The 15694-nt window shown below is 59.5% G+C and carries 16 protein-coding genes and 1 pseudogene; 10 read left to right on the top strand and 7 right to left on the bottom strand.

Translation table 11 applies throughout. From position 1 onward, the window contains the following. Positions 1-222: 222 nt before the first annotated feature. From ACI2KS_RS11590 to ACI2KS_RS11605, 4 genes are all read left to right on the top strand, one after another. Positions 223-438: a 4-oxalocrotonate tautomerase family protein gene (locus tag ACI2KS_RS11590; RefSeq protein WP_404620196.1), complete on the top strand. Its 216-nt coding sequence runs from the start codon at positions 223-225 to the stop codon at positions 436-438. Next, entirely contained in the window at positions 435-1091 is a 657-nt protein-coding gene (locus ACI2KS_RS11595) for a DsbA family oxidoreductase (RefSeq protein ID WP_404620198.1), read from the top strand. The genes ACI2KS_RS11590 and ACI2KS_RS11595 overlap by 4 nt, the downstream gene beginning before the upstream one ends. 51 nt (positions 1092-1142) lie before the next feature. Beyond that, complete coding sequence (locus ACI2KS_RS11600; RefSeq protein WP_404620200.1) at positions 1143-1856, top strand: SDR family NAD(P)-dependent oxidoreductase; 714 nt, start codon at positions 1143-1145, stop codon at positions 1854-1856. 182 nt (positions 1857-2038) lie between these two features. Next, positions 2039-2935 carry a LysR family transcriptional regulator gene (locus ACI2KS_RS11605; RefSeq protein ID WP_404620202.1) on the top strand — a complete coding sequence of 299 codons (897 nt, stop codon included), beginning with the start codon at positions 2039-2041 and terminating at the stop codon, positions 2933-2935. Positions 2936-2954: 19 nt separating this feature from the next. Here ACI2KS_RS11605 and ACI2KS_RS11610 read toward each other — a convergent pair whose 3' ends face one another. Then, positions 2955-4091 carry a YbfB/YjiJ family MFS transporter gene (locus ACI2KS_RS11610; protein ID WP_404620204.1) on the bottom strand — a complete coding sequence of 379 codons (1137 nt, stop codon included), beginning with the start codon at positions 4089-4091 and terminating at the stop codon, positions 2955-2957. A 383-nt stretch (positions 4092-4474) separates the two neighbouring features. On the opposite strand from ACI2KS_RS11610, the gene ACI2KS_RS11615 reads away from it, so the two are divergent. Both ACI2KS_RS11615 and ACI2KS_RS11620 read left to right on the top strand, forming a co-directional pair. Beyond that, positions 4475-4738, top strand: a complete 264-nt coding sequence (locus ACI2KS_RS11615; RefSeq protein WP_404620206.1) for a DUF2790 domain-containing protein — start codon at positions 4475-4477, stop codon at positions 4736-4738. A 170-nt stretch (positions 4739-4908) separates the two neighbouring features. Next, complete coding sequence (locus ACI2KS_RS11620; RefSeq protein WP_404620208.1) at positions 4909-5166, top strand: DUF2790 domain-containing protein; 258 nt, start codon at positions 4909-4911, stop codon at positions 5164-5166. Positions 5167-5211: 45 nt separating this feature from the next. On the opposite strand, the gene ACI2KS_RS11625 is transcribed toward ACI2KS_RS11620, so the two are convergent. From ACI2KS_RS11625 to ACI2KS_RS11645, 5 genes are all read right to left on the bottom strand, one after another. Continuing rightward, positions 5212-6147 carry a LysR family transcriptional regulator gene (locus ACI2KS_RS11625; RefSeq protein WP_404620210.1) on the bottom strand — a complete coding sequence of 312 codons (936 nt, stop codon included), beginning with the start codon at positions 6145-6147 and terminating at the stop codon, positions 5212-5214. A gap of 77 nt (positions 6148-6224) precedes the next feature. Beyond that, positions 6225-7175 carry an aldo/keto reductase gene (locus tag ACI2KS_RS11630; protein ID WP_404620212.1) on the bottom strand — a complete coding sequence of 317 codons (951 nt, stop codon included), beginning with the start codon at positions 7173-7175 and terminating at the stop codon, positions 6225-6227. Between the two features lie 21 nt (positions 7176-7196). Then, on the bottom strand, positions 7197-8663 hold the full coding sequence (locus ACI2KS_RS11635) for an efflux transporter outer membrane subunit (protein WP_404620214.1): 1467 nt from the start codon (positions 8661-8663) through the stop codon (positions 7197-7199). Further along, positions 8660-10171 carry an MFS transporter gene (locus ACI2KS_RS11640; RefSeq protein ID WP_404620216.1) on the bottom strand — a complete coding sequence of 504 codons (1512 nt, stop codon included), beginning with the start codon at positions 10169-10171 and terminating at the stop codon, positions 8660-8662. Before ACI2KS_RS11640 ends, ACI2KS_RS11635 begins: the two co-directional genes overlap by 4 nt. Next, a complete protein-coding gene (locus ACI2KS_RS11645; protein WP_404620218.1) occupies positions 10171-11307 on the bottom strand; it encodes an HlyD family secretion protein in 1137 nt (378 codons plus the stop codon). Before ACI2KS_RS11645 ends, ACI2KS_RS11640 begins: the two co-directional genes overlap by 1 nt. Positions 11308-11563: 256 nt before the next feature. Between ACI2KS_RS11645 and ACI2KS_RS11650 the strand changes: the two genes are divergently transcribed. From ACI2KS_RS11650 to ACI2KS_RS11665, 4 genes and pseudogenes are all read left to right on the top strand, one after another. Then, positions 11564-12187: a TetR/AcrR family transcriptional regulator gene (locus tag ACI2KS_RS11650; RefSeq protein WP_404620220.1), complete on the top strand. Its 624-nt coding sequence runs from the start codon at positions 11564-11566 to the stop codon at positions 12185-12187. Continuing rightward, a complete protein-coding gene (mug, locus tag ACI2KS_RS11655; protein ID WP_404620222.1) occupies positions 12171-12782 on the top strand; it encodes a G/U mismatch-specific DNA glycosylase in 612 nt (203 codons plus the stop codon). The genes ACI2KS_RS11650 and mug overlap by 17 nt, the downstream gene beginning before the upstream one ends. A gap of 300 nt (positions 12783-13082) precedes the next feature. Next, entirely contained in the window at positions 13083-13445 is a 363-nt protein-coding gene (locus ACI2KS_RS11660) for a hypothetical protein (protein WP_404620224.1), read from the top strand. A 466-nt stretch (positions 13446-13911) separates the two neighbouring features. Then, a pseudogene (locus tag ACI2KS_RS11665) lies at positions 13912-14565 on the top strand (diguanylate cyclase domain-containing protein); the annotation flags it as partial. Here the strand turns inward: ACI2KS_RS11665 and ACI2KS_RS11670 are convergent. Next, entirely contained in the window at positions 14563-15663 is a 1101-nt protein-coding gene (locus ACI2KS_RS11670) for an NADH:flavin oxidoreductase (RefSeq protein ID WP_404620226.1), read from the bottom strand. The pseudogene ACI2KS_RS11665 and the gene ACI2KS_RS11670 sit on opposite strands and share 3 nt — an antisense overlap. Positions 15664-15694 lie beyond the last annotated feature (31 nt).

Here is a 15694-nt window from a genome sequence, read left to right on the forward strand (position 1 = left end):
CACTGCGATACACAGCGCCGGGATCTGATCTGGCCCGAAACGAATGGAGGAGGGTGCCGAACCGGAGGGCATGGCCCGACAGAAAGGGGATCGATCCGATTGATTACACGGCGTCACAAATGATGTACCCGGCGCCGCATTTATTCATTCAGGGCAACGTTCTACAGTTCCTTCCACTTGCCGCCTCATCATGCCGATGGGGAGCAAACTGGAGACTTTCCCATGCCTTTCATCAGCGTACGGATCACCCGCGACGGCGTCACCAAAGAACAGAAAGCTCAGGTCATCGCTGAAATCACCAGAACCATGGAGACCGTGCTCAAGAAGGATCCGCACCTGACGCATGTCGTGATCGAGGAAGTGGATACCGATAACTGGGGCTACGCTGGAATAACCACCACCGAGTATCGCCAGGGTCTGGCGGAGCCCAAGTCATGAGGCCGTCGGTCAGAGTCGACTTCGTGTCGGATGTCGTGTGCCCCTGGTGTGCACTTGGCGCGACGGCGTTGCAACAGGCCATGGTCAATGTTGCGGGCGAAGTTGCCGTGGAACTGACGTTCAAACCCTTCGAACTCAACCCGGACATGCCGGCCGAGGGTGAACACGCAGTCAAACACATGGTGCGCAAATACGGCCGCAGCGCCGAGGAAGTCGCCTCGCGCAACGAAATGGTAATCGCCCGTGGCAAGGCCATCGGCTTCGCGTTCGACCTGGAAAAACGCAGCCATTTCTACAACACCTTCGACGCTCACCGGCTGCTGTTCTGGGCGATAACACAAGGTCGTCAGATCGCGTTGAAGAGCATCCTGCTCAAGGCGTATTTCACCGACGGCCAGAACCCCAGCGACCACGAAACCCTGGTGCGACTGGCCGGTGATGCAGGACTTTCGACTGATCGTGCCCGACAAGTACTGGCCACCGACGAGTTCGCCACGCAAGTCCGGGAGCAGGAGGGTTTCTACCTTGAACGCGGGATCAGCTCGGTGCCGGCCATGTTGTTGAACGGTCGTCAGATGGTGTCCGGATCGCAGTCAGTCAAGGAATACGAACAAGTCCTCAGGCAAATGGCGCGAGAGTCCGCGCCCGCCTGACGACTCAACTTACGCGTTGAAAACGAATTCAATCATCATCGAGGAATTATCATGAGCCATTCAAAAAAAGTCGTTGTGGTCACTGGCGCCTCGCAAGGGCTGGGCGCTGGCATCGTCGAAGGTTTCCGTAAACTGGGCTATCAAGTGGTCGCCACTTCCCGCTCGATCAAGCCGTCCAGCGATCCGGACATTCTGACTGTTGCCGGGGACATTGCAGACCCGGCCACGGCCGAAAAAATCATCCGCGAAGGCGTGGCGCGTTTCGGTCGCATCGATACCCTGGTGAACAACGCCGGGATCTTTCTGGCCAAACCGTTCACCGCTTATACCCGCGAAGAATACGTAAGCACCGTGGCCACCAACATGGGCAGCTTCTTCCATATGTCGCAGGTGGCTATTGCTCAGATGGAAAAGCAAGGGGGTGGCGGCCATGTGGTCAGCATCACCACCACTCTGGTGGACCACGCCATCGATGGCGTACCGTCGGTGCTGGCATCGTTGACCAAGGGCGGGATGAATGCCGCCACTCGATCCCTGGCGATCGAGTACGCCAAGCGCGGCATTCGCGTCAATGCGGTGTCCCCCGGCATCATCAAGACCCCGATGCACGATGAAGAAACCCATGCTGCACTGGGTAGCCTGCACCCGGTAGGTCACATGGGCGAGGTGGAAGATATCGTCGGGGCGGTGCTGTATCTGGATAGCGCCAACTTTGTCACTGGCGAAATCTTGCACGTCGACGGCGGCCAGAGTGCCGGCCACTGATGACAAACCGCAAGCATCCATGAATACAGGATGACCCTGTTTGATAACAGCTCAGACCCGCTGCCCGATAAACCGGACAGTGGGTTTTTTGCGGATTACGCTTCACGCAGGTGGTGCAATGGCCAGGTCTGGTGCAGGCTGGGGTTACCGTTCAGCACAACAACGCAAAGGGCAGGTTCGCAGTGGACGTTATCGATCTCAAAGTGGTTGAAGCCGTCGCCCGGCACGGCAGTATGAACAAGGCCGCCGCCGAGCTTAATACCGTGCAGTCCAACGTCTCATCGAGAATTCGGGCATTGGAGGCCGGGCTGGGGGTTGCGTTATTCCAGCGCAGTGCCAGAGGCGTTCAACTGACCCCGGCCGGACGGCGAATGCTGCCATACGCAGCCCGTCTGTCCAGACTGCTTGCCGATGCAGCCGCCGCTGCGCGTGACGACGGCACGCCAAGCGGCACAATGGAGATCGGCACGCTGGAAACGACCCTGGCGCTGCGCCTGCCACTGCTGATCGCGCGCTTCGCCAAGGCGTATCCCGAGGTCCGTCCAGTCGTTCGCACCGGGACAACCAGCAGCCTGATTCGTGATGTCATCGACGGTAAGCTCGAAGGCGCCTTCGCTGCGGGTCCGGTCAGTCATCCCGAACTTCAGATCGAAACCGTCTTCCACGAAGAGCTGGTGTTGGTGACCTCTCCTGCCGTCCGGACGCTGGAGGCAGTCTGCGCGATCCTGAATTTGAAAACGGTGGTATTTCGGGCGGGGTGTTCCTATCGCCTGAGGCTTGATTCCTTTCTTGCAAGCTTGGGCCTGGTGGCGCTAGAGCCGCTGGAATTCGGCTCTATAGATGCCATCATCGCCTGTGTCAGCGCTGGCGTCGGCGTGACTCTCTTACCCAGGGGGGTGGTGGCAGATGCACGGCAATCGGGCTTGATCTGCGTTCACGAAGTTCCTGCTCCGTTCTCTCACGTCGAAACCGTTTTTGTACGACGCACCGACAGTCATCTGTCCAGTGCGCTGGCGATCTTTCTCCAGAGCGTGCACAGGGAAAGCGGCGTTCAAACCGCAGGTGTCAGGGTGGCGTAAGGTTCGAAAGGATGCCCGGTCAGCGCGTTTTGAGGACCGTGGCGACAAGGTTGACCAGTAACGCCAGAGCGATTGCGCCGGCACCAATCAGGAATAACATCGCGTAGTTGGAATCGCTGCTGGAGAACAGATACGACAAACCGTAAGCGCCCACGGCTTGAGTCAGCGCAAAGCCGACAGTCGCCGTACGCCAGGCGCTGCCTTGTTGAGCGGGGTGATGGGCGAGCAACTCATGCACACGGCCCAGCACCAGGGGAACAGTGCCTGTCACGAACGCGCCCACCACGACACTGGACGCCATGAGCCATGGTGTGCTGACGCCCAGCGCCGGGATGGACACACTGACGGCATCGAGAATGAGCGACAGGCGCAGGGCTGGGCCAAAGCCGACCTTGTCGGCCAGAACGCCGGCGAGCAATGGTCCGAGGGTTGCGCCGATACCGAAAAGCACCCAGTACTGGGACCCGACGTCCACTCCCTGGCCCATGCCCCGGGCCACGAACGCGACCAGAAAAATCATGTGCGGCACCCAACCCACGGCATTGAGCGCATATTCGATGTACAACGCTCGCAGCCTGATGTTGGCAGGTTGGCGTTTACGTCCGGTGGCATTGCCCTGGGTTTTAACCTGGCCCGGCCATCCGCCCCAGGCAATTGCGGTGAACAACAGCGAGATCAGTCCCAGGCCTATCCAGGTCTGGCGCAAACCCAATTGCAGTAGCAGCGGTACCAGCGTCCCCGAAGCCGCTACGCCAACCCCTACGCCCATGAAAATGATCCCGCCCGCCATGCCTCTTTTCGAGGCGGGCACCTGCGCCAGCACAGCCGGGGCCGCAAGCACCATCAACGCGCCACCGGCGATGCCCGAAAACAGACGCCAGACGAAGAACCACAGGTAAGACAGCGGAAACGCACAGGCGAAGAAGGCAATGCTGGCCAATAACATCATTGATCTGAGGGCCGATGCTGTTGAAGATTTCTTGACGATCCAGCCAGCGGACAATGCGCCGATCAGATAGCCCGCAAGATTGGCCGCGCCCAGATAAGTCGCGTTCGAGGTCTCGAACCACCCCGCGTCAATGATTGCGGGTAACAGGGGCGTATAGGCAAACCGCGCCAGACCGATGCCCACCAGACTGGCCGAAAACCCCGCCACGATAGCGCGCCTGTTACTGCGAGGTAGGGGATGTGAGGTGGCTACAGCGACAGCACTCGGGGAGTTGTCCATCTTTACGCCTGCTGATTTCAGATAAGGCCACGCTACACAATTGTGAGATATCTGAAGTAACGAATTAAATCGATCAGAGGTATCTGCAAAAGTGTCAACTCGGCGGGAGGGTTTGCGCGCGAGGGCTGTCGATCTGCCCCTCGGCTGCTGGCGCAACTGTATCGCGCTGTATCCAGGCGCCGGGCTGACACAGGCCGTTGCTTTCGCGGCTTCGCACGACACACAGGAGATACTTCAGCGGCATTAAATGAGCCCATCGAGACGGCACGAGTCGTCTCGCTCGATCACTCATTTACTGTCTGGAGATCATCATGAGCTGGAAAAATACTGGAATCGCGTTGCTGTTTGCCGCCCTCGGTCTCGGTGCCATGTCGGCAAACGCCCAGGACGGTACGCAAGTGCGCAACTACATGTACGGCGATCACCTGGACATCGCCAAAGTGGTATCGGTGAATCAGGCTTCGCCCGCTGGCTGCGGCGTAGTAAATGCCCGCATGACGTATCTGGATTCGGCAGGCAAGACTCAGGTGATGAATTACCGCGCATTCGCTCAGGACTGCCGCCAGGACAATTGACGTGCCGCCTACCGGCACGGATGCCGGAAGCGCTTGGGCAACTCATGCCCATGTAGGCAACAGTGTTTGTCCCGGCGACCGATTTTTCCGGCAATCACCGGCCCTTAACATCGTCCTCAGACCGCAGGCAATAAGGCTGATGCGGCTAACCCTACGAGACGGTGAACATCATGAACATGAAAAATATGGCGCTTGTTTTACTGTTTGCCAGCGCTGGCGCCAATGCGGCCGCGGACGCCAAGGAGACGACCCGAGTTCCAGTCGAAGCCTACGGCTACTCGACCCACCTGGATATCGCCCATGTGATCTCCACCACAACCCCTGCCAATGAGTGCGCAGCGGTGCCGGTTCAAATGACCTACGTAGACTCCCACGGGGAACGTCATGTCATGGAGTACCAAACGATGGGAACCGGCTGTACCAATTGAGTCAGTTTCAGGCGATGGAGGGTCGACACTCCATGTCTGCCGGGCTCATGAGCGTGCTGCGCTGACGACGTCCTGATCTGCTGCCAGCAACTGCGGAATGCACGCTTTGAGAAATTCCACCCACGTCTTGATTTTTGCGTCCACGAACTTGCGCGAGGGGTAGATCGCATACAGGTTCAACTCTTCAAGCCTGTACTCAGGCAGCACCCGCACCAATGTTCCCGCCTTCAGGCCAATCGAGGCCGACGCAATCGGTTGAATACCGATTCCCATGCCCTTGTTGATCGCGATCGTCATGCCGTCTGCGGTGTTGATGTGAAAAGGCGATAAAGGAATGGTCACCGTGCTCAGTTCCTGCGCACTCACCAACGTCCAGTTCTCCACCGGCATGACCGTGTTAACGATACGCAAGCACTCGTGCTCCCCAAGCGCATCCGGCGTTTGCGGCAACCCGCGCTTTTCAACGTAGCGGGCAGAGGCGCAGAGGATGCTGTAGGTGACCCCCAGGCGCTGGGCGATAAAGCCGGAATCAGGCAGATCGCGGGCCAGCACAATGGACATGTCATACCCTTCTTCCAACAGATCCGGCGTCCGGTTGGTCAGGGTCAGGTCGAACGTGACCGTCGGGTATATCTCTCGGTAGCGGGCAATGGCATCGATGACGTAGTGATTGCCGACGGCGGCCATGGCGTGGATTTTCAATCGGCCGACGGGCAGGGTCTGTGCCGTTGCGGCTTCCTCTCCGGCAGCGCGAACGTCGTCGATGATCCTCTCGCAGCGCTGCAAGTAGCGCACCCCGGCTTCGGTGAGGGCGAGGCGGCGAGTGGTGCGGTTGATCAGCCGGGTATGCAGACGCGCTTCGAGCGCCGTGACCGCCTTTGATACGTTGGTGGTCGTGGTACTTAGCAGCTGCGCGGCAGCGGTAAAGCTCCCGCTTTGGGCGACGGCGACGAAGACGCGCATGCTCTGGAAAAGATCCATGATCTGCTCTCGGCAGTGGAGGTGGGAGGAGTATAGGAGCGGCCCCGGTCCTTGAGCGCGCGCCCCGGTTTACGGCGTTACTTTTTGCGCGGGATGAAGCCGGGAACGCCGGTTTCGACCACTGAATTGAAGCGGATTCGAGTGCTGATCTCATCCTTGATTTCCCGCATGGCGCGGTGCGCAAGCGTCTCGATATCGAAGTTCTCCCGAATGCGACCGGGTGTTGCCGACGTTGTCAGGAACGCAGTGCCGCGCTGCACCGCCCACGCCAGCGCCACTTGCGCTGCGGTTTTCTGCACCGAGTGCGCGATGCCGGTGATCACCGGGTCTTCCAGAAGATTTGGCTCCATCCCATGCCCCAGCGGCGCGAAGGCCAGCACGATGATCCCGTGCTGTTTGCAGAATTCCAGCATCTCCCATTCCGGCAGGTACGGGTGCGATTCAATCTGCACCACGGACGGTTTGATCCGTGCCACTTCGACGATCAGCTTGAGTGCCTCCAGTGTGATGTCCGAGAGGCCGATGGACCTGCAGCGTCCTTCTTCCACCAGGTTTTCGAGGGCGCGCCAGGTGTCGAGCAGCGTGGTCTCGCGATCGTAGATGACATGCCCGAAAACGTCCCTTGGGTCCTGATCGTCCCCCGCCTGAAAAGCGAACGGGGTGTGGATCAGGTAACAGTCGATGTAATCGACATGCAACCGTTGGCAGCTCGCTTCGAACGCCGGTCTTACCCGCTCGGGGCGGTGATTGGTGTTCCACAGTTTCGTAGTGATGAACACCTCTTGACGGCGGATATTGCCGGCGGCAAACACCTGCTGGAAGGCATCGCCCACCTTGTCCTCGTTGCGATATCGCTCGGCGCAGTCGAAGTGGCGAAAGCCGGTTTCCAGTGCATATTTGACGGCTTCGGTGGTGGTGCCTGGATCGCGAAACAGCGTGCCGAAGCCAACGGCAGGCATCGAACCGGCGCCGTTGTTCAATGGCAAACGGGTGTCGCGAAGTTCATTGTGAAACGCTTCATAACTCATGACAATTCTCCAGGGTCGGGGTTAAAGCGGCTGCTGGTCAGCGTGGTCGCGTTCAGCGAGGTTTTGCTCGAAGACACCCACGGCATTGCCGCCCAGCGCCATGAACAGCTGCACGGTGTCGAGGTATCGCGCGGTCTTCACACGGATGTGTCCCAGCAGCGCCTGCTCGTAGGCACGTTCGGCTTCAAGCACTTGCACAAGGCTGTTTTCGCCCTGGGCGTAAGCGCGCTGGTTAAGCCGCAAACTGGTATCGGCGGCATTCAGTGCGTCATCCTGGGCCTGGCTTTGTTCGGCACCATGATTGATGGCCTGCAGGGCGTCGGCGACCTGACCGAACGACTCGATGACGGTTTGCTGGTAGCGGGCCAGGGCGCCGTTATAGCCGTCAACGGCGGCCTGACGTTCTGCCTTGAGCGTGCCACCGTTGAAGATCGGCGCGCTCAATCCAGCCGCGAAACCCCAGAGTGCGGCGCCGCCATTGCCTGACGCGGCTTGCGCCAGCGACGCTGACAACTCAACGCGTGGATAAAGATTAGCCGTCGCTACCCCCACCGCCGCGCTGGCGATGTGCAGCTCGGATTCGGCCTGCAGGATGTCCGGCCGGGCCTGGGCCATCGCGGAGGGCAGGCGCACCGGAATGCTCGATGGCAAAACGAATTCATCGAGGGAGAAATCCGGCGCGATCCAGTCTGCCGGGCCTTTACCCGCCAGGATCGACAGCGCATGGCGCGCGGCGTCACGTTGCTGGGCGAGGGCCGGCAACAGCGTGCGATCCTGGGCGAGACGGGTCTGGGCAAGTGAAACATCCACCTGCGTCGTGGTGCCGCTGCGCTGGGCGCTTTGCACCAGGTCCAGGTTTTTTCCGTCGTTGGCCAGCAACACCTCAACGGCCTTGATTTGCGCGTTGGCCGACGCCAGCAGCAGTGCCTGGCGGGTGACATCGCCGGTCAGCGTCAGGTACGCCGCTTCGTAGCGGTGGCGCTGCAGATCAGTCAGCGCCTGCTGACCTTCAACCGCGCGCTCGATACCACCAAAGGCGTCCAGATCGAATGCGACCCGTGGCCCCACGGCGTACACGTTGGAGACGGTCGGCTCAGGCCCGGTGTGGGTGCGTTGGCGGCCAGCGCTGGCGCCTAAGTCCACCTGCGGGAACAGCCCACCTTCCGCTGCGGCCACCGAAGCAGCGGCCTGGCGCAGGGTTGCATCTGCGGCCACCAGATCGAGATTGCCAGTGATGGCACGCCGCATCACCTGATCGAGTTTTGGCGAGCGCAGAGCCAGCCACCAATCGCCGTTGATCCGTTGGCCCATATCGAAGCGATGTCCAGCGGATGGCTGCTCGGCCTGGCGGTCGTAGTGTTGCGAGGCGCTTGCGGCGGGCGGCGTAAAATCAGGGCCTACCGTACAGGCGGACAGCAACACCAGTACCGCCAGCATACTGAACGTGCTCGGGCATGCAGAACGGGTAAAGCGCACAGGCATTTTCATTTTCCGGACTCCCGGCTATCAGTGATCGCCAAAGGCTTGCGAAGGAACAACAGCAGCGGACTGGCCACGAGCATTACCCACATCAAAATCTTGAATTGGCCTACGACGGCAATGAACGCCGCTTGATGCGTGACCAAATGGTTGAGCCCTTCAAGCGCCGGCAGCGAGGTCGGCAACGTCATGCGATAGGGCGTCAGGTGGCTGACCAACGCTGAATGCATCGACTGGGTGTTGGTGAAGAAATAAATCTGAACGACCGCCACGCCCAGCGTGCTGCCGTAGACGCGCATCAGATTGAACAGCCCGGTGGCTTCCGGACGCAGCTTCGGGTCCAGGGTGCTGAAGGCAATCCTGCTCAGGGCAGGCATCAGGATGCCCAGCCCGACGCCCTGGATAAATCCGGCCAGGGAGACGGGGGTGGCGTCCATCAACGGCGAGTAACCGAGCATCAGCCAGTTGGCGTAGACCACCAGCGCCGTTCCTGTCGCGATGTAGAACCGCGTATCGATGAAGATCGGCGCACGGCCCATCAGCAAAAATGCTCCGACCAGACCCAGCCCGCGAGGGACCGTCAGCAGGCCGGTGGTGTCGGGCGGGTAGCCGAGTATTTCATCGAGCATCGGCGAGGTCAGCGCCATGGTGGACAGCAGTACAAAGCCGACCGCGAAGAACATCATCGTGGACAGCATGAAGTTGCGGTTGCCGAACAGCGCCTTGCTGAAGAAATGCACTTTGGTCGTCAATACGTGGACAACAAACAGATAAAACCCGAGCGCGCAGGCCACGGCTTCGATCCATATTTCTGTTGAATCGAACCACTCCAGGCGCTCGCCACGGTCAAGGAGCATCTGCAGGGCTATCATGGCGAGGGTGAAGCTGCCAAAGCCGAAAAAGTCGAAAGGGGTGCCCGGGTCGGCTTTCTGTTCGGCGAGCAGTAGTGTCACCACCATGAAGATGTACGCCGTCAGCGGCAGGCTGAGATAAAACATCGGGCGCCAGTCCAGGTGCTCGCAGATCACACCACCGATGACAGGTCCGCTGACAATTCCCAGCAGTACCAGCGCCGTCCATTTCGGGCCGAACGCCGGGCGGTGTTCAGCGGGCAGCGTCTGCAGCGCGATCGCCATGGAAAGCGGCGCCAGCACGCCGCTCGCCAGGCCCTGGAGAACGCGCGCACCGATGAACTCAAGCGGCGTGTCCGCCAGAGTCGCAAGCCATAAACCCAAGCCGAACAACGCAAGGGCGATCTGATAAACGCACTTCAAGCCAAAGCGTCCGGCCAGCCACTGCGCAATCGGCAGTGTGATAGCGCTGGCGGCCAGATAGGCGGTGAAGATCCAGCCCGCCTGGTCGTCGGTCATCGACGTGCTGCCCTGAATCAGGCGCAGCGCTGCGTTGGGCAGTGGCAGGTTTACCGACTGCATGTAGGTTGCAAGCAGCGCAACGAATCGAAGGGATCGGGCGTTCGATGCAGCGTCGTGGGCGGTGTCGTGGGCAGTGGTGTTCATCACGACCTCCTGGCACTGAACAGCGCTTTGAGCGGATGCCACCATGGCGTGCGGTGGCCGGTATCGACCGTGACCGTTGCGCTGGTCCCGGAGAACAGGGGCAGGGCAGGGTCGGCTTCGTCCAGCTCAAGGCGAACCGGAACCCGCTGCACCACCTTCACCCAGTTGCCGGTCGCGTTCTCCGGGGGCAACAGGGCAAAGTCAGCGCCCGCACCCGGGCTCATGCTGATCACATGAGCATTGAACCGGCGGTCGGGATAGGTATCCAGTGTGATGGTGGCGGGCTGGCCCGGGCGCATATGGGTGACTTGCGTTTCGCGGAAGTTGGCCTCGATCCAGATCTCCCGGCTGGAGATCAGTGCGAACGCGGCGGCGCCGTTATTGAGGTAGTCGCCCACCTGCAGATCATCGACCTTGGCGACGATGCCGTCGGCCGGCGCGGTGACAGTGGCGTAGGAGAGGTAGAGCTGCGCTTCGTCAAGCTGCGCCCTGGCCTGGCGGACCGTGGGATGGCTGTCGATGACGATGTCCGGGCTACCGTCGAGGGCTGCAACGGTGCTGGAGATCTGTTGTTCGATCGCAGCAAAGTGTTGGCGCGAGACTTTCAGGTCGGTTTCAGCGCGTTCATAACCGGCGCGGGAAACAAACTCGGTGGCCAGTAGCGCCTTTTTGCGGGCGAACTCCTTCTGATCGTAATCAGCCGAAGCCTTGGCCGATTGCAGTTCGGCCTGTTGCTGGCGGTAGCTGGCTTTGAGTCCGACAATGCTCAGGCGTGCAGTACCCAGTTGCGCCTGTGCCCGGTCGACGGCGATCTGCAAAGGTCTGGGATCGAGGCGGAACAGCAGCTGGCCCTTGCGAACCTGCTGGTTGTCATCGACTGCGATCTCGATCACTTGCCCGGAAATCCGCGCATTGATAGACGCCTTGGCGATACGGGCATAAGCGTTGTCGGTGGAGGCGAACGGCGCGTTGGCAACGTATGCGCCGTAACCGATTACCGCAAATAGGGCAGGGACGCCGAACATCAGCACTGCACGCAGCTTCTGCTTCGAAAGGTGTGCCCGCGAGGGTTTAACTGCTTCACCGGCTGGGGAGGTGCCGGCGGCTGTTGCTGAAAGATCGAATTGCTGGGTCATGATCGCATCCACCTTTAACCGGGAAACTGGGCCGGTGTACGCACAATCGCTTACGAACCGGACGTCATTTATTGCAGTAAAAAACAGCGCTGCACGCGGTGGTGGAGGATCGCTCCGTCTCGCTGCCCGGTGGCTGCCAGCTGCGAATCGAGCTGCGCCGCAACAAGGCTGCATCAAGGAATTTGTGGTTCCTTATTTTTGTGCGATGGTGTAAGAATATGACCGACAGAAACTCCATGCAAGGAATTTGTACGACATGGCACAAAATAAATCGACAGAAAGCAAAGGCCGCGGTCGCCCTCGGGCGTACGACCCCCAGGCAGCGCTGCAACAGGCCCTCGTGGTCTTCTGGAACACCGGTTATTCCGGCGCCTCCCTTGATAGCATCGCGACTGCGGCAGGCATGAACCGCCCCAGCCTCTATGCCGCATTCGGGGATAAGCACGCGCTCTATATCAAAGCGCTGGATCAGTACTGGGAAACAGCCCACGCCGCCATGCGCGCGGCACTGACCGATCCCGGCCTGACGCTTGAGCAGGCGCTCACAGGTTTTTACGAAGGGCAACTGGCGATCTATTTCTCGGGAGACGGACAGCCAAGGGGCTGTTTTGCGATTGGCACGGCCACCACCGAGGCGGTTGAGAACCAGCAGATTCGGGATGTGCTGTCCCTGCGGCTAAGCCAACTGGATGCCGATCTCGAAACGCGCCTGCAAACGGCGATCAATGCAGGCGAGCTCAGCTCGGGGACGGACGCAGCAGCGCGTGCAGTGCTGGCCTCGTCGCTGTTGCACAGCATTTCGATCCGCGCGAGGGCGGGCAAATCCCGCGACGAGTTGACCGGCCTGATGCGCGATGCAGTTCATGTCATCTGTGGGTGAAGTGGTCGTGAGGGGGCTTGAAGACATTCTCGCAGAGCGTCTGTCAGTGGTTTTCTGCGGGATCAACCCCGGCCTTCTGGCCTCGGCCACCGGGCATCATTTTGCCGGACGGGGGAATCGCTTCTGGCGCACATTGCACCTGGCCGGATTTACGCCCGTTGAGGTGCAGCCCCACAACCATCGGTCAATCCTGCAGTACCACTGTGGATTGACCGCAGTGGTTGAACGACCAACGGCCCGGGCCGATGAACTGAGTGCGGATGAATTCTCCCGCGCGGCCATCGGTTTCGAGCAGAAGATTGCCCGCTTCGCGCCCACTTGCGTGGCGTTCCTGGGCAAAGCCGCTTACGCAGGACTGTCAGGGCAGAAAGTGGTCCACTGGGGGCTACAAGGCAGCACGTTCGGCGGGGCAGCAGTCTATGTGCTGCCCAATCCCAGCGGGCGCAATCGCTCGTTCAGTCTGGAGCAATTGGTGGCGGCGTACAGGGATCTGTTCGAGCACACGCTCGCCACCCGCGAGTCCTCATGGGTCACAAGCGGTACGCCTTTTTTGACGATGTACGTCGCAAGTTCCGAGCGTGGACTCGCTGGGTAGGGACGGAACCCTTGGGATGATCTAGATGCAATATCTGAAGGGTTTAAGAAACGGAAATAATCTCCTCCAGCGAGCAACTCTGACCTAAAGCCGCGCAACGTGGTGAACAGTGTTTGGCGTCAGGGCCAACCTGGATGTTTTATAGCCCGAAAAACCGATCTCTTAGAAGTCGGCCGGTAGAAGCTTCTCGTGGCTGGCCACTATCGGAGCCATAGCTGACATTCCATTTGCCGCGTTTATCGCTATGATGATTCATCGTGCACGCCCCGTGCCCCAGGCGCTATTCCTCGGATATCAAGCATGGATGCTTATCGTTGGTTTCATGAATACCGTTTAATTCTTCTGCTGCTTGCATTAGGGGGATGGCTTTTATTAGTGGCCACAAAACATGCAACCAAACATGAAATTCGTCAGTTTCACCAGCGTAACAACCCATTGTTTCGCAGGGTGCTGGACGAGCACGGCATAGGCGAGGTGGAGATCCTTCGCGATAGCACCGTACTAGGGTCGAAGGTGCAGCCTCGAACACCGTTCACGGTGCACCTGATCTTGCGCAGTCAGACTGATCGCTGGTGGGTCTACATTCATGTTGAAAATTCCGATCCGGTGTTGAGACCAATCTCTCAAGAGCGCGCTTTGGCCGCGCTCGGATGCTGGAAGTAAACTCCCTTCGATTTAACTGTGGATGCCAAATCCATCATGCCACTGCATTCCTCAACCCACCGGCCAGAAGCTTGCCGCAAGTCGAGACGGCGGAGTCAGCCAAACGACAACTAATACCGTCTTTCAAGTTGCCTCTGAGTCTTTTCTAGCCAGTCAGTGCTTCATACAGTGTGAGACCGAACCACTAACGGGCAGCGGTCGGCCGCCACTTGTTTGAGGTCGGTTGGCAAATCGGCCCCACCCACCTCCTGTTCCAGACTTTCGCGAAAAATCCCGAAGCGCCCGATAAAGCTCCGCATCGCGGGACAGCCGATGGGGCTTTGTCTGCCAAAATATTGGTGCGACGCTCTATACAGATTTCGGGTTCCAAGGGCTGTTCGTCGTCGATGAGAGTGGTAGGACTGTATATGCCGTAGTCAACGGCGAGCTGAAAAATGTCGCGATCGAGGACTGGCTGGGGCAGCGGATCGGCGTATCCATAGACTCGTTGCTCAACAATCAGATGGGGACGGTTTCGCAGTGGCTGTCGATTCCAAATCGTAAACCGGACGTAACGGTCTGCTGCCGATACATCAACATCCAAGGCGAGGAACGTGTCACTCGGCTTTCTGCTCGTCAGCTAATCGATGGTGGTTTTCGCGGAACCGCCACTGACATTACTGAGGAAGTAGAAGCGCGTCGGCGCATTGAGTTTTTATCTCAGCACGATGCCCTTACAGGTCTTCCAAACCGTGTCAGGCTGCAAGAGTTTCTGGATGGGAAGTTCAAGGCGCTGCCGACCAAAGAGCAGCCGCTGGTCATGCTCAGTCTGGACCTGGACAGGTTCAAACCTGTAAATGATCTGCTGGGACACGCTGCTGGTGACAGAGTGCTTAACGACATCTCAGCCCGCCTGTCGGAGTGCGTTCGCCACGGAGATCTCGTGGCGCGGGTAGGCGGGGATGAGTTCGTGCTGATTCTCACCGATGCAAAGGACCCGGAGGAAGTTGAGTCGTTATGCCGGCGTCTCATTGAGTCGATCGAACTTCCGGTGATGGTCGATGAACAGGAAGTTTTTGTCAGCGCCAGCATTGGAATCGCGATGGCGCCGACCGACGCACGAGAGGCTGCCGAATTGCTACATTGCCAGCTCGCTTTCCTTGATATTAGCGATAGGGCCGAGAATCGACGTGTCAAACGCTGACAGAGTATGGCCCCCGGCAAGGCGGTTGGGGTAGTCAGGGTTGGCCAGCGCTGCCTTGCCGATGGCCAGGATATCGGCTCCGTCGGCCAGCACGGCTTTGGCATGTTCCTCGTTATGCAGCGCGCCGTTGGCGATCAACACGACTCCAGGTGCATGGCGACGTGCTAACGCAGCAAGGCTCGTTGTACTGCTGGCAAACGCGGGTTGCCACGCCTCGAACTCGGTCACATGGATGTAGTCAACCCCAACATCCTTGAGCGAACCAAAAATAACTTCGGCATCGTGCTCACCGTTTGCCCACTTGTGCCCGAAATCGTTGACCTTGCCCTGAGAGATTCGAACGCCGACGGGGGCACCGCCTATCGCCTCCCGGACAGCTTTAATCACTTCCAGAATCAACCCGACGCGTTGTTGCGTGCTGCCACCCCAGCGGTCGTTGCGGTGATTGGTATAGGCGGTGAGGAACTGGTCGAGCAGGTAGCCGTTCGCTCCATGTATCTCGACACCATCGAAGTCCGCTTCCAGCACTGAACGCTTTGCAGCTTGGGCGAATCCGGCGATGGCATCAGCGATATCTTCGTCCGTCATCGCAACGGGTACCGGGTACTGGCCTTCTCCAAAGTAGAAGGGCATTTGCTCGCCTTTTGGGCGAGTCGCCGAGGGCGCAGCGGTTTGCCGAGTGAAGCGGTTCCCCTGGCTCAGTGCGCCGGCATGCATGAGTTGCGCAAAAACAGCCGCGTCCTGAGCGTGAACTTGGTCTGTAACTGATCGCCAAGCAAGGGCCTGTTCCGTGTCTGTCAGGCCAGGCTGGAAGGGGTAGCCCTGGGAAAAGCGTTGATCGGTGTAGATCCCTTCGGTAATGACCAATCCGAACCCGCCTTTGGCGAAGCGTTCGTAATAGCGCGCCATTGCGTCGGTCGCCACGCCGGTCTGCGTGGCACTGACGCGGGTCATGGGGGCGACCGCCAGGCGATTGCGAAGGGTAATGTTGTTGATATCGTAAGCCGTTAGAATCGATGGCGTCGAATGGTTCATGGCTGCACCTCATTTCTAAGCGTGGTAGGGC

This window comes from Pseudomonas sp. NPDC087358 (assembly GCF_044900785.1).
In the GTDB taxonomy this organism is placed as follows: Bacteria; Pseudomonadota; Gammaproteobacteria; order Pseudomonadales; family Pseudomonadaceae; genus Aquipseudomonas.